This is a genomic window from Chryseobacterium sp. GVT01B, from assembly GCF_019970045.1.
In the GTDB taxonomy this organism is placed as follows: Bacteria; Bacteroidota; Bacteroidia; order Flavobacteriales; family Weeksellaceae; genus Chryseobacterium.
Window position 1 is genome coordinate 95162 of the sequence record NZ_JAHXYI010000010.1, and the last position, 12989, is coordinate 108150.

Annotated in this window: 14 protein-coding genes; 5 read left to right on the top strand and 9 right to left on the bottom strand. The window is 35.6% G+C overall.

Going from position 1 to position 12989, the window contains the following annotated elements; all coding sequences use genetic code 11:
* The first annotated feature begins 235 nt into the window (after nt 1–235).
* Nucleotides 236–613 (top strand): helix-turn-helix domain-containing protein, encoded by a 378-nt coding sequence (locus tag LC457_RS21475; RefSeq protein ID WP_223601669.1) that lies wholly within the window; start codon nt 236–238, stop codon nt 611–613.
* Between the two features lie 459 nt (nt 614–1072).
* Here LC457_RS21475 and LC457_RS21480 read toward each other — a convergent pair whose 3' ends face one another.
* Entirely contained in the window at nt 1073–1783 is a 711-nt protein-coding gene (locus tag LC457_RS21480; RefSeq protein WP_223601670.1) for a DUF6261 family protein, read from the bottom strand.
* Between the two features lie 382 nt (nt 1784–2165).
* Here LC457_RS21480 and LC457_RS21485 point away from each other — a divergent pair, with 382 nt between their 5' ends.
* Nucleotides 2166–2573: a hypothetical protein gene (locus tag LC457_RS21485; protein ID WP_223601671.1), complete on the top strand. Its 408-nt coding sequence runs from the start codon at nt 2166–2168 to the stop codon at nt 2571–2573.
* Nucleotides 2574–2640: 67 nt separating this feature from the next.
* Nucleotides 2641–3483 (top strand): SH3 domain-containing protein, encoded by an 843-nt coding sequence (locus LC457_RS21490; protein WP_223601672.1) that lies wholly within the window; start codon nt 2641–2643, stop codon nt 3481–3483.
* Between the two features lie 423 nt (nt 3484–3906).
* Here LC457_RS21490 and LC457_RS21495 read toward each other — a convergent pair whose 3' ends face one another.
* From LC457_RS21495 to LC457_RS21505, 3 genes are all read right to left on the bottom strand, one after another.
* Complete coding sequence (locus tag LC457_RS21495; RefSeq protein WP_223601673.1) at nt 3907–4668, bottom strand: MBL fold metallo-hydrolase; 762 nt, start codon at nt 4666–4668, stop codon at nt 3907–3909.
* A gap of 239 nt (nt 4669–4907) precedes the next feature.
* Entirely contained in the window at nt 4908–5450 is a 543-nt protein-coding gene (locus LC457_RS21500) for a Crp/Fnr family transcriptional regulator (RefSeq protein WP_223601674.1), read from the bottom strand.
* A gap of 16 nt (nt 5451–5466) precedes the next feature.
* Nucleotides 5467–7452, bottom strand: coding sequence for a urocanate hydratase (locus LC457_RS21505; RefSeq protein WP_223601675.1), 1986 nt, complete (start codon nt 7450–7452; stop codon nt 5467–5469).
* Between the two features lie 290 nt (nt 7453–7742).
* Between LC457_RS21505 and LC457_RS21510 the strand changes: the two genes are divergently transcribed.
* Nucleotides 7743–8246, top strand: a complete 504-nt coding sequence (locus LC457_RS21510; protein WP_223601676.1) for an endonuclease domain-containing protein — start codon at nt 7743–7745, stop codon at nt 8244–8246.
* A gap of 47 nt (nt 8247–8293) precedes the next feature.
* Here LC457_RS21510 and LC457_RS21515 read toward each other — a convergent pair whose 3' ends face one another.
* The 5 genes from LC457_RS21515 to LC457_RS21535 form a co-directional block, all read right to left on the bottom strand.
* Nucleotides 8294–8587 carry a hypothetical protein gene (locus tag LC457_RS21515; RefSeq protein WP_077416437.1) on the bottom strand — a complete coding sequence of 98 codons (294 nt, stop codon included), beginning with the start codon at nt 8585–8587 and terminating at the stop codon, nt 8294–8296.
* 49 nt (nt 8588–8636) lie between these two features.
* Nucleotides 8637–9623 carry a D-glycerate dehydrogenase gene (locus LC457_RS21520; protein WP_223601677.1) on the bottom strand — a complete coding sequence of 329 codons (987 nt, stop codon included), beginning with the start codon at nt 9621–9623 and terminating at the stop codon, nt 8637–8639.
* A gap of 74 nt (nt 9624–9697) precedes the next feature.
* Entirely contained in the window at nt 9698–9961 is a 264-nt protein-coding gene (locus tag LC457_RS21525) for a prevent-host-death protein (RefSeq protein ID WP_223601678.1), read from the bottom strand.
* Between the two features lie 197 nt (nt 9962–10158).
* A complete protein-coding gene (locus tag LC457_RS21530; RefSeq protein WP_047421621.1) occupies nt 10159–10809 on the bottom strand; it encodes a protein-L-isoaspartate(D-aspartate) O-methyltransferase in 651 nt (216 codons plus the stop codon).
* A 101-nt stretch (nt 10810–10910) separates the two neighbouring features.
* Nucleotides 10911–11558 (bottom strand): hypothetical protein, encoded by a 648-nt coding sequence (locus LC457_RS21535; RefSeq protein WP_223601679.1) that lies wholly within the window; start codon nt 11556–11558, stop codon nt 10911–10913.
* 134 nt (nt 11559–11692) lie between these two features.
* Here LC457_RS21535 and LC457_RS21540 point away from each other — a divergent pair, with 134 nt between their 5' ends.
* A complete protein-coding gene (locus LC457_RS21540) occupies nt 11693–12655 on the top strand; it encodes a Gfo/Idh/MocA family protein (RefSeq protein ID WP_149832655.1) in 963 nt (320 codons plus the stop codon).
* Nucleotides 12656–12989: the final 334 nt, after the last annotated feature.

A 12989-nucleotide genomic window follows, 5' to 3' on the forward strand; every position in this document is an offset into this window, starting at 1 on the left:
TTGAAAACTTTGCGTCAAAAAAATATATTTTGTTGGAAAAACGCAGAGGCGCAAATTGTTATTAAAATAAACTGTCTTAAGGCGCAAAGATTTTATCTCTGATAAAATTGATGACGCTTCACTTGCTGAAAATCTATGATTTTCTTGCGCCTTAAAATAACACATCAGGCATAAAAAACTTGCGTCTTTGCGATTCTCCAACAAAAATTTTGCATATTTGTAGAAAATACGGGTCATGCAAAAAGAAAAACTACGCAACGTAAGAAAAAGAAAAGGCTTCACACAACAGCAAGTGGCAGATTATATTGCTACAGATGTATCCAACTACAGCAGAAAAGAAAGTGGAGATGTAAAGATTTTCAATGATGAATGGGAAAAAATTGCCCGTTACCTGGAAGTTCCTGTAGAAGAGATTTATGAAGAAGAAGATCCCAAGCCAATCTTTAATTTTGATAACATTACAGGAAGTAGTGGTTTTGGAAATAATGTAAATGGTAATCTTTATTGTAATGTACCTGAATTTCTTCTGGAAAACCAAAGAGATTATATAGAACACCTGAAAAAAGAAAACCAAAGGTTGCAGGAAGAAATAAAAGCTCTTCAAAATAAATAATCCATTAAGATGATTAAAAGTATTAAGATGAAGCGCACGGCTTAAAAACATCTTTTGATGTTTCCCTTAACCAGCCTTCACTACTTAAAAATCCTTAATGCTTCAAAAAATAAAACTCAGCAAATAGCTGAGTTTTTTTGTACCGTAATTGAAAACGCAAAGATCAAATTAAAAAATATACTCAAGCGAGCAAAGAAGAATCAATCAAGATTGATTTTATGAAGCTACCGTTTTACATCCCACTTCATCAGTGGCGCAGCCACATCCCTTTGCTTCCTTATTTTAAAAAGAATAATAATTAAAAACTTTGCGTCAAAAACATATTTTGTTGGTAAACGCAAAGGCGCAAAAGTATATTAAAAACACCTGCTTTAAGGCACAAAGATTTTATCTACGATAAATTGAACACTTCATTAAAAAAACCATGCTCCTTCGCGTTTTTTCCAACAAAGCAAATACTTATATCTGCGGTGCTGTATCACCACCTTCTTTCTTCCCTAGCGAAGAATTTTTAGCCGCTTTCACCAGCTCATTGGTATCACTATAGAAAAACTCCCAGCCGGGAACATCCTTCATTGCTGTAATCAGACTGAAATAAGATTTCAAAGTTTTCTCCAAACCTTTACGGATGGCAGTAGCACTTGTCATCTGACGAAGGTCTGCATTGGCGTCAGCCTGTTCGGAAAAAAGCGTTTCAAAATCCCGATGTTTCGTTTTCATATCTGCAAATGCTCTATCCAGAGAAAGAACAGATAGTTTCTGTATATTTTCGGGAGCTTCCAGTTCTTCTATCAGCTTTTTCATTTGGGCGGTTTGAGAAGAGTAGCTCAGCCTGTCGAGGTTCAGACCAAACTTCTTAAATACCTGATACAGTTCTTCTGCAGTTTGATAATTACTGGCGGAGGATAGTTTTCTGTAGCCGTTAAGGAAAGCTTTCAGGTTTCTGTACGCCCTGTCCCTTTCCTGATCTGCTGTTGCTACATCTACTCCTTTTCCGCTGTAGATCTGCTTTGTATAGACTTTATCATAGTCGTCATACGAATACTGCAAAGCACTTATAAGAGGATGATTAATAATAACGGGATATTTGCCAGATAGGGCATTGGAAATAATTCTTTGAGCTAAAGTCGCAAGGTCTTTAGTACTCAACTCTGTGAGTGCAATTTTCATACTTGTGTTTTTTGGTTTTAATAAATTAACACTCAAATATATAAAAAAGTTGTTTGGTTACAAACATACTTAAAACAAACCTCCCGACACCTCGGAAAGTTCCTCGCAACTTGCAGGAGACTCCCCGACATCTCTGGAAGTCACAAACATATTTGTTTTTAATAATCCGAGGACTCGAAAGGTTTGTTTCACTATTGTTTTAGATTACCAGAAGTGTCGGGTGGTTGCAAACGGGGGTGTTTTGAAGTGGGGAGATTTTTTGGGTTACGGAAACCCGTAAGGTTTTGAGAGTGATGTAGTTTATATTTGGAGAAATTTCCGTAGAAATACGGAGATTATTGTAATAGTAGTTTTTTAAATTTGAGATATAAAAAATTTAATTATGGAAGCAAATGTCCAATATAATGATTTTAAAGGCACAGCAGCTGCAGATATTTCAGATTCACTTAGTGTAAATTTCAGTGGTGATAGCTTAGAAAGTTTTGCAGATTTTTTTAAACTTGATAAAAATAGATTTAAAATAATTGGCATTTCCTTCTATGGTGGAAAATCACCTAGTATTTCATTATTATGTGTTGATCTAGAAGAATCTACAACTGAAAAAGAATATATTGTAAGTATGAGAATAGATTGGCCTTATGAAGAACATCCTATAGATGCTCTTTTTAAACGTTTTGAAGTTGTATTACATGAGAAATTTGATGAAAAATATTTACATTTAGATTATGATAATGAAGTTAGATATGAAGATTTTCATGAACTGGAAGAAAATAAAAGTAATAAAGATTAAATGAAATTTTCAATATTAAGCAAAAAATTGTTTGATATTGAAAATTTTTATTAATAAAACCATTTAAATGAAAGGATTTTCTTTTTTTTTATTCATATTACTTTCTGTCTGTAGTTATTCTCAGGTATCAGTTCGCGGGTATTACAGAAAAGACGGCACTTATGTTCGTCCCCATGAAAGAACAGCTCCTAATTCAACTATTACAGATAATTATAGCTATAGAGGTAATTATAATCCAAATTTAGAATACAACACAATATCAACTAGAAACTCTTCATCAACGTATAATTATTATGACAATTCTTCTGCTAATTATGATAAAGAATGGGTAAATGGATATTATAAAACTGATGGAACCTATGTGAATGGCTATTATCGTAAAAAGAGAAAAACTACAACATCATATTCTAGTAATTCCACATATAACTATTACAATAAATCAAATTCTACTTATTCGACAAAAAAATATGTAAATACTACTAATGTAAATTTTAGAACTACTCCAGAAGTTAGAGACAATATTATAGCAGAGCTTAGTTTTTCAGATGAAGTAACATTTGTAGAAACATTAGGATATTGGGATAAGGTAAAAGTAAAACAATACAATCCAAACACTTATAGCTATTCTATGATAGAAGGTTATATTAATAGTAGATACTTAACAACAGTTGAAAATACTTATAGTAATACTATCGTAGCTAGCGAATCTAAAAATTTTAAGGTCAGTGTTAATAAAACATATTTCTGTACAACTCCTAATATTAAAGATATGAGAAAGGCATTTTTAGTTTATGGCGACCGAGTTTACGGAATTGCAGAATCGAAATACTTTATTTATACAGAATTTACTAATTCTTATGGACAAAAATCTGTTGGATGGATATTGAAGGATGATTTAATAAGAGAATAATAAAAAATACATAATCAGTTTATCAATATCTATATTGGTTTATTCCAAAGATTAATTAATACTAGGAAATCAAATGAGATTTGAATATAAAATAAAAAACAAAGCTTACAAACCAACAAACTACTGAAATTCAGAATTTGTTGGAAAGTTATGCTCTTTTTGAGAAGAAATATAAATATGCTCATTAGCAGCTCCTGAACTCAGATATCTAATCTCTGTTGAGATTCCTGCGGAATGACATAAAGGACGTGGGAAGCTGTACGTATGATAAAGAGAGCATGGAATTACAGTTGGGTGCTGAATAACAATGAGAATGGGAAAATTATTCTGAAAAAAACGGGCTAAAGCCCGTTTCTATTGATGTTGAGACTCTTCACTCCATTACATTTCATTCAGAATGACAGTTTTCCTTATGAATACCATTTAAGATTTTAACAACACTGCTCCATCCTTCAAAACCATATACTCCTGTCCTACTTCCTCTGAAATACGCTTCATATCATTGTCATCAAAAAGCTGAGGAATATAAAATTTTTCATGAGCAAACAATCCGTAATGGATGGGCACTAGTTTTTTAGCATGTAAAAGATGGGCTGCGGCAAAGGCTTCTTTCAGACTGAGGGAAGCGGGAACAGGGCTGTATTCTAATCCGATGATTTCAAAATTGACCACAACACCGTTTACGGGTAAAAATGCGTAATCTATATTGGGATTTTCTTTTCCGAGCTTCCAGAACTGGTTGTGCCAGATGGTGTCTCCACCATGAAAGATCTTTGTTTCCCCGTCATCCACAATCCAGGAAGACTGTATTTCTCCCAATCCATCCATAGCAAATACGGGTTTGAAGGTGATTTTGTTTTCTGTAAAGGTTTCATTCAGATCAAGAATAATGATCTCTGCGTCAATTACAATTTTTCTTACCACGGCTTCAAGCCCTTTATATACTATCAGTTTTCCGTCTTTCTTCAGGCATTTTCTGATGACTCCTTTATCAAAATGGTCAAGGTGCATATGGGTAAACAGAATATAATCAGCCTTTACATGGTCTGAAAATTCTATAAGATTCTCTACAGCATCTCCCAAAACGGGTTTATAATAAGAGTAATCTTCTACAGCGTCTATTAAGATGGTTTTGTTGTGTGAAGTAAGCTGAATGCCTGCCCAGTTTAGCTTTTGTATTTTCATATTCTTTTTTTCAGCAAAGGAAAAGACTTCCGAAGGGCCAGTCAATAAACAAAAGATAATTAATGCCCTTGTGTGGAAGTTAAAACGCTAGGGGCACTAAGAATTTAATAATGAAAATATTTTTTCGCTCGCAAGTGCATTTCATTCAGCAAAGAATATAACCATTGCTAAGCGATAGCGCCTTTGCGGACATAAAAATAAAATTAAAATCTTTGTGAACATTGCGTTAAAAAACAATGCTAATGAATACGCTTTCTGATTCTGCTTAAAGAGATAGGCGTAATGCCAATGTAAGAGGCGAGATATTTTAAAGGAATATTCTGGATGTAATGAGGTTTGTTCTTCAGAAGATATTCATACAAATCCTGAGGTGTATTTTTCAACAGGAGCATTTCCCTTTTCATAGCAGCATTAAGCTTTCTGCTGAGATAATAATTCTGAACGAAACGGCAGTGCGGGTTTAAAACAAACATATCTTTCACCTCATCAAGGGTGATTTCCCATGCCAGCCCGCCGTTAATAGATTCATAAACAGCATCGGATTCTTTTTCGTCAACGGTAAAAATATCTCCGGGAAAGTAAAATTCTGCACAGATTTCAGTATCGATATCAGTTGTGTTGCTGATATAATATTTACGAACAAGCCCATCTTCTAAAAGATAGGCTTTATTGTTCGTAAACAGAGTTTTTTTTGAAAATTCAACCTCAGCAAATTTCTCCCATACAGGATCACAATCCTCTACGTTCAGGTGTGAAAACAGTTTTTTGTTGATCGTTGCCAATACTGAATATTATATTTTACAGTAAATTTTCGTCTACAAGGTTCGGAAGGGTTACTTTCAGATTAGGTTCTGCTTCCATCGCTCTTTTAATAGCGAAAACAGCACCTTCGTTTCTTGCCCAGCTTCTTCTTGAGATTCCGTTGTTTACATCCCAGAAAAGCATAGACTTCAGTCTTCTGTCGGCATCATCGCTTCCGTCCAGCAGCATTCCGAAACCACCGTTGATCACTTCACCCCAGCCTACTCCACCACCATTGTGAATCGAAACCCAGGTAGCTCCTCGGAAACTGTCACCAATAACATTGTGAATAGCCATATCTGCGGTAAATCTTGATCCGTCATAGATATTGGAAGTCTCTCTGTAAGGAGAATCTGTCCCCGAAACATCATGATGATCTCTTCCCAATACTATAGGCCCGATTTCTCCGTTTTTAATAGCTTTGTTGAAGGCTTCTGCAATTTTCATTCTTCCTTCTGCATCTGCATAAAGGATTCTGGCCTGAGAACCTACCACAAGTTTATTTTCCTGTGCTCCTTTAATCCATTGGATATTGTCTTTCATCTGCTGCTGAATCTCTTCAGGAGAGTTTTTCACCATTTCTTCCAATACTGCACACGCAATATCATCGGTTTTCTGCAGATCTTCCGGATTTCCGCTGGAACATACCCAACGGAACGGCCCGAAACCGTAATCAAAACACATAGGTCCCATAATATCCTGTACATAACTCGGATATTTGAATTCTCTTCCTAATGTAGGATTTTCTGCCATCACATCAGCTCCGGCTCTGGAAGCTTCCAATAAAAAGGCATTTCCATAATCAAAGAAATAGGTTCCTTTTGCTGTATGTTTGTTGATGGCTGCAGCATGTCTTCTTAATGTTTCCTGAACTTTTTCTTTGAATAACTCAGGATTTTCAGCCATCATTGTATTAGATTCTTCAAACGTCTGTCCTACCGGATAGTAACCACCAGCCCAAGGATTGTGAAGCGAAGTCTGATCTGAACCGATATCAATCCTTAAGTCTTCCTGATCAAATTTCTCCCAGACATCAACAATATTTCCAAGGTAAGCTAAAGAAACGGTTTCTTTATTAGCCTGTGCTTCTCTTACTCTTTTTACCAGTTCGTCAAGGTTTTCATAGATCTCATTTACCCACTTCTGATCGTGACGGATCTTTGTAATCTTCGGATTTACTTCTGCACATACAGTAACGCAGCCTGCAATATTACCGGCTTTTGGCTGAGCTCCGCTCATTCCTCCTAATCCTGAAGTCACGAAAAGTCCTCCTTTCGGTTCTTTTTTGATTTTTCTGAAAGCATTTAATGCTGTAATAGTTGTTCCGTGAACAATTCCCTGCGGACCAATATACATATAACTTCCCGCTGTCATCTGCCCATATTGTGTAACACCTAATGCATTGAACTTTTCCCAATCATCCGGTTTTGAATAGTTCGGGATCATCATTCCGTTTGTAACAACAACTCTTGGTGCATCTTTATGAGACGGGAACAATCCCATTGGATGTCCTGAATACATCACCAATGTCTGCTCATTATTCATTTCCGACAGATATTTCATCGTCAGCAGATACTGAGCCCAATTGGAGAATACAGCTCCGTTTCCACCATAGGTAATCAATTCGTGAGGATGCTGTGCTACTGCATAATCCAGGTTATTCTGAATCATCAGCATAATAGCTTTCGCCTGCTCAGATTGTCCCGGATAGTCTGTAATAGGCCTCGCCTTCATTTCGTAATCCGGACGGAAACGGTACATATAAATCCTTCCGTAATCTTCCAGTTCCTGCTTAAATTCAGGAATCAGTTCTGCGTGAAACTGAGGATCAAAATAACGTAATGCATTCTTCAATGCCAGTTTTTTCTCTTCTTCTCCTAAAATTTCTTTACGCTTCGGAGCATGGTTGATATTGGTCTCGTATGGTTTTGGTTGTGGCAGCTGATTAGGAATCCCCTGCTGTATCTGTTCTTGAAATGTCATATTGCTATTTAAAGGTCTATGTTGAAACAATGTTTGAAGTTTTAAAGATATTCAAAATAGGAAATATAGGCAAGTGAAAGGATGAAAATGGCTTTAGGTTTAAGGTTTAAGGTTTAAGGTTTAAGGTTTAAGGTTTAAGGTTTAAGGTTTAAGCAAAATTATTGAATCCGGATATCTCACAATTTGATATTAATACTATATTTGAATATACACAACTCAATTCCCCTCCTCCGGAGGGGTGGATTCCAAAGTTATCAACTTTGGAAGACGGGGTGGTTAAAAACACAATAATGAAAGAAATCCTCACCGTTATCAACGGAATTCCTATCCGCAGGAACTTCGTAGAAAATCTTCCTTACAATCCCCATTTAAAAATTTTATTAAAAGAAAAACGCAAAGCCCGAATTCTGGGTGAAGTGATCTTCTGGAAGAAAGTTCGTGCAAAGACCTTTCATCATATTGATCTTGACAGACAAAGGATTATTGGAAATTATATTGTTGATTTTTATGTGAAAACTTTGGGATTAATTATAGAAATAGATGGTTCAAGCCATGATGACAAACAGATTTATGATGGGATAAGAGAAGAGTATCTGGAATCTTTAGGACTGTTAGTTTTCAGAATAAGTGATTTTGATGTGAGGAATAATATGAGTGTGGTGATGGGGGAATTGGAGGATTTTATTGTATTTCACTATGGAACCACCCCGTCTTCAAAAATTCTTGATTTTTTGAATCCACCCCTCCAGAGGAGGGGAATTGCCTTTACTAAAAGAAGTTGTTATTCAACATGAAAAAGCCTTACTGAAATACAGCAAGGCATGTTTATTATCGTCAAAGTTTAAGTCAGAACATCATCGTTTTCTTCTTCATGATCATCTTCATTATCGCTGAGACTCCAGTAGTTGTTCTCTTCATCTTCTTCTCCTATTTCTTCCATTTCATCATCGTCATCGGCTCCTGGAATATCTAAGCCTTTATCTATTTTATCCTCATCAAAATCTTCATCTAAAATAGGATTCCCGTCTCCATCGAGCGAAATATGTTTTTCTCTCTTAAATATATCCTCGTTAGGGTTATAATCCATCTGTTCTAACCTCTTGTTTTGTTGATTAATATTTTTCTCTGGTGCCATGATATTTAAGATTTTAGGTTTATATAATCAAAACAAAAATAATTCCAAGTTATGATGAATGGTTAGAATAAACGTCAGGATTTGCACAATTCGGCATTTTTTCATTTTTTGAAAAAGCGATGATATTTCCTGCTGCCACTCTTGCCATCCCGTTTCTGGCTTCAATAGTGGCAGAACCAATATGTGGTAAGATACACACACTTGAAAGTTCAAGAATAGGATCGTCTGGAGACATAGGTTCCGGGTTGGTGACATCAAGACCCGCACCCCATATTTTTTGATCAACCAACGCCTGATACAAATCTTTTTGATTGTGAAATCCACCTCTGGCAGTATTGATGAAAATAGCATTTAGTTTCATCTGTTCAAAGATGGACTCATTGAACAATTCTTTTTGGTCAGGGGTAAAATTGGCATGAACACTCAATACATCTGAGTTTTTGATCAGCTCTTCAAAAGAAACATATGTTGCTCCCAATTCCCTCTCAGCTTCTTCGTTATGATGGCGGTTGTGATAAATGATATTCATTCCAAAAGCTTTCTTTGATTTTTCAGCCATTTCATAACCGATACGCCCGAGTCCGAAAATACCGAGGGTTTTGCCATAAAGTTCCTGTCCTAAAGCATGCAAAGGATCAAATGCGCCCCAGCTTCCGTCTTTTACTTTCCTGAAGTTGAAGCTTGCCCTTCTTGCCACCGACTGCATGAGTAAAAAAGCAACATCTGAAGTTGCCCTGCTTAAAACATCAGGAGTATTACCCACCGGAATGTTCCTTTGGGTAGCTTCTTTGATATCCACATGATCAAACCCCACAGAATATAATGCAATGGCTTTCACGTTCGGGCAGGCTTCAAAGAAGTTTTTGTCATATTTAAATTCTGCTCCAATACTTAAAATAGTATCGGTATTTTTACAGTAATTCAGCCATTCTTCATAAGAAAGGTTTTCTTTTTCCGGAATTGTAATTTCCAGTCCTGCTTCTTTCAGCATTTTAATTCCTGTTTCGGGAATTCTTTTATTGATAAAGACTTTCATTGTTATGGATTAATGATTATAAATAAAAAACCTCACTCGCAAAAAGTAAGGTTCCTGAACTTTAATATTAAAAATTATTTCTTTTCATCTGAATGGTCTTTGTTCTTCTCCCAGGCTTCAGAAGCAATTTCCTGAATCTCGGCCCAAACTTCTTTCGCGGATTTCTGAGCTTGTGTCATAAATCCCTGTTTGGTTGCTTCCTGATTCCTGCTTTTCATGTCATGAATGTAATCTTTTACCTGCTGGGAATAACTTTCTACGCTATATCCCGGATTATTATTCAGGTTTTTCTGAAGATTACTAAAATCATGTGACGCTTTGAATCTGTTCGTGTCCATAATAATAGATTTAGTGATTGGGTTCTCTTATGAATCCAATTTTCATTCCGAAATGAGTTAAAATATTTTAAATTTTGGCTAAAATCAGTTGAATATTTATTATAAAAAAAGGATTAAAGCCCCTTCCTATTAATAATATTAATTAACAAAGGCATTGGTGTTTGAGACCAGTTCTTTTACAATTCTAATAAATAAAATTATTGATTGGTATTTCCAAGCATAGGAACAAATTTATACGCCCCGAATTCCTCTTTTTCAAATTCTGTAGGCCCTATTTTGGTAAACCTGTATAAAACCTGCTCATCAGTAGGTCCTAATGGAATCACCATAATTCCTCCGACGTTTAATTGTTTTAAAAGCTCTGTTGGTAAAGTAGAAGCACCACAGGTTACTATAATTTTATCAAAAGGAGCAAAAGTAGGAAGCCCGGCAAAGCCATCTCCAAAGCTCTGGAATTTTGGAAACAGGTGAAGCTCTCTGAGTTTCTTTTTGGAAAAATCAAAAAGGTCTTTCTGTCTTTCAACCGTGTATACATGAGCTTTCATTGCTATTAAGACAGCCGTCTGATATCCGCATCCGGTACCAATTTCCAGGACTTTTTCGCCTGGTTTTACCTGCAGCAGTTCAGACTGTTCTGCTACCGTGGAAGGATGGGAGATAGTCTGATGCGCTAAGATGGGAAATGCCCTGTCTTCATAGGCAAAATCTTCAAAAATACTTTCGATAAAAAGGTGTCTTGGAACTTCACTCATTGCCGAAAGTACATTTTCGTCCGAAATTCCAATTCTGTATCGAAGGTAATCTACTAAAATCTTTCTTTTTCCTTTATGTACAAACGAATCCTGCATTTGACAAAAGTAAGAAATTAGAAATTAGATTTCAGAAATTGAAGCAAAGAATTATCCACAAAAAGAAAGCAATCAAAAAATGACTGCTTTCTTCTTATTTCTCAATCCCATTTTATTGGATAAGGTCCATAAAAATCGCTGAAGGTATTATCAGCACATCTTTTTCTCACAAAAAAGTTATAGTTCACTGTTTTAGTTAATCCTATGTAAATAGCTTTTTGACCTGAAATCACTAATTCTCCGCTCGCAGGTGGTGCAGAACTGGTTGTCAAAACAGTTTCATATGCAGAAATGCCGTCATTTTCCCAGGTTATTGTAGCATCAAAAGTGGAGGAATAAACGGAAGAAGTAGTCTTTGAATACGTTGCATATCCCGGTTTTATACAGGTTGTTGTATTGCTGGCCAAAACGGTAACAGGTCCCGCCCAGTTGCTCCGGCCATTGTCTATTCCGCAGTTTTTTCTTACGTAAAGATCATATTTATTATTCTTATATAATGGAAGACTATAGGAATTCTTATAGGTTACAACTGTTGTTCCATTTCCTAAAGTAAAACCTTGCTCCCCATACTGTATTTCATAATATCCTTCGCCATGGCTAATCATATTCCAGGAAAGCTGGTTACTTCCTTTTTCAAATATCAAATTTTCCGGAGTTCCACATTTAGCCTGCGGGTCATATGGACTATCTCCTATACATCCGGCAGTACATAATCCTAAGATGAGTAATATCGAAACTATTCTTTTCATCGTTATTTTTCTGACCGTGAATTTACTGTAATTTCTTTAATGAACACATGCGTTCATTCTTAAATATCTCCAAGTGAAAAGTCATGTATTTTATAAATGTACATTCACTATATTTACAAAAATTTAATACAGCTATGTTAAAAGCAGGTTTGGTAGGTGCCGGACACTTGGGAAAAATACATTTAAAACTTCTTAATCAATCAGATAGATATGAATTTGTAGGTTTCCATGATAAAGATGTTGAAAACGGAAAGAAATTAGAAGCAGAATTCGGATATAAATATTTTGAAAATTTTGATGAATTGCTTGAGCAGATTGACATGCTTGATATTGTCACTCCTACAGTTTATCATTACGATTATGCTTTAAAAGCCATTGAAAAAGGTCTTCATTTCTTTATTGAAAAACCGGTAACCCAGACTCTTGAGCAGGCAGAAGAAATTTTACGTTTATGCCAGGAAAAAGGGATCAAAGCACAGGTAGGACACGTTGAGAGATACAATCCGGCCTTTATTGCCACTAAGGAATATATCAGCAATCCGATGTTCATTGAAATCCACAGGCTGGCAGAATTTAATCCCCGCGGGACAGACGTTTCTGTAGTACTGGATCTTATGATCCATGATCTGGATATTCTGTTGAGTATGGCTAAATCTAAGGTTAAAAACATCCATGCAAGCGGTGTTTGTGTGGTAAGCAAAACTCCGGATATTGCCAATGCGAGAATAGAGTTTGAAAACGGATGCGTAGCTAACCTTACCACCTCCAGAATTTCTATGAAAGCCATGAGAAAAAGCAGATTCTTCCAGAAAGATGCTTATATTTCTGTGGATTTCCTTGAGAAAAAGGCTGAAGTGATCAGAATGAAAGATGCTCCTGAAAACCCTACTCCATTTGATATGATTATTGAAAATGCAGATGGAGAAAAGAATCAGATCCTCTTTGAATACCCAAATATTCAGTCCAACAATGCTATTTTGGATGAATTGAATTCTTTTGCTGATGCCATCACAGGTGACAAAAATGTAGAGGTTTCTCTTGAAGACGGAACTGAAGCATTGAAAGTCGCTTTGGAAATCATGAGGCTGATCAGCTAAAAATAAAAATATGCTGTTTTTTATGACAGCCATGCATACAATGCTATCTTATAATCGAAGAATGATTATGAGGTAGCATTTTTTAGTTTCAAATATGTTATTCCAGATATCAGGATCTTTACATTCAATAAAAACTTTTCGTTAAAAATTACTGATTTATCAATTAAAAATCCTTTTCAAAACAAAAAAACAATATATTTGGAGAACAATTCAATAAAGTATTGAAAGATTTTGTTTTACATATATGGATATCTGACGCAATAAATGATGTGAATACAGCATCATCTTATCCTGTCATCATTCATTATAATCTTTAATTTCCCTACTATTTTAA

What these genes read in the sequence shown, in the direction of transcription:
- LC457_RS21475 (WP_223601669.1), top strand. Translation starts at nt 236, where the DNA reads ATGCAAAAAGAAAAACTACGCAACGTAAGAAAAAGAAAAGGCTTCACA.
- LC457_RS21480 (WP_223601670.1), bottom strand. Translation starts at nt 1,783, where the DNA reads ATGAAAATTGCACTCACAGAGTTGAGTACTAAAGACCTTGCGACTTTA.
- LC457_RS21485 (WP_223601671.1), top strand. Translation starts at nt 2,166, where the DNA reads ATGGAAGCAAATGTCCAATATAATGATTTTAAAGGCACAGCAGCTGCA.
- LC457_RS21490 (WP_223601672.1), top strand. Translation starts at nt 2,641, where the DNA reads ATGAAAGGATTTTCTTTTTTTTTATTCATATTACTTTCTGTCTGTAGT.
- LC457_RS21495 (WP_223601673.1), bottom strand. Translation starts at nt 4,668, where the DNA reads ATGAAAATACAAAAGCTAAACTGGGCAGGCATTCAGCTTACTTCACAC.
- LC457_RS21505 (WP_223601675.1), bottom strand. Translation starts at nt 7,452, where the DNA reads ATGACATTTCAAGAACAGATACAGCAGGGGATTCCTAATCAGCTGCCA.
- LC457_RS21510 (WP_223601676.1), top strand. Translation starts at nt 7,743, where the DNA reads ATGAAAGAAATCCTCACCGTTATCAACGGAATTCCTATCCGCAGGAAC.
- LC457_RS21515 (WP_077416437.1), bottom strand. Translation starts at nt 8,587, where the DNA reads ATGGCACCAGAGAAAAATATTAATCAACAAAACAAGAGGTTAGAACAG.
- LC457_RS21520 (WP_223601677.1), bottom strand. Translation starts at nt 9,623, where the DNA reads ATGAAAGTCTTTATCAATAAAAGAATTCCCGAAACAGGAATTAAAATG.
- LC457_RS21525 (WP_223601678.1), bottom strand. Translation starts at nt 9,961, where the DNA reads ATGGACACGAACAGATTCAAAGCGTCACATGATTTTAGTAATCTTCAG.
- LC457_RS21530 (WP_047421621.1), bottom strand. Translation starts at nt 10,809, where the DNA reads ATGCAGGATTCGTTTGTACATAAAGGAAAAAGAAAGATTTTAGTAGAT.
- LC457_RS21535 (WP_223601679.1), bottom strand. Translation starts at nt 11,558, where the DNA reads ATGAAAAGAATAGTTTCGATATTACTCATCTTAGGATTATGTACTGCC.
- LC457_RS21540 (WP_149832655.1), top strand. Translation starts at nt 11,693, where the DNA reads ATGTTAAAAGCAGGTTTGGTAGGTGCCGGACACTTGGGAAAAATACAT.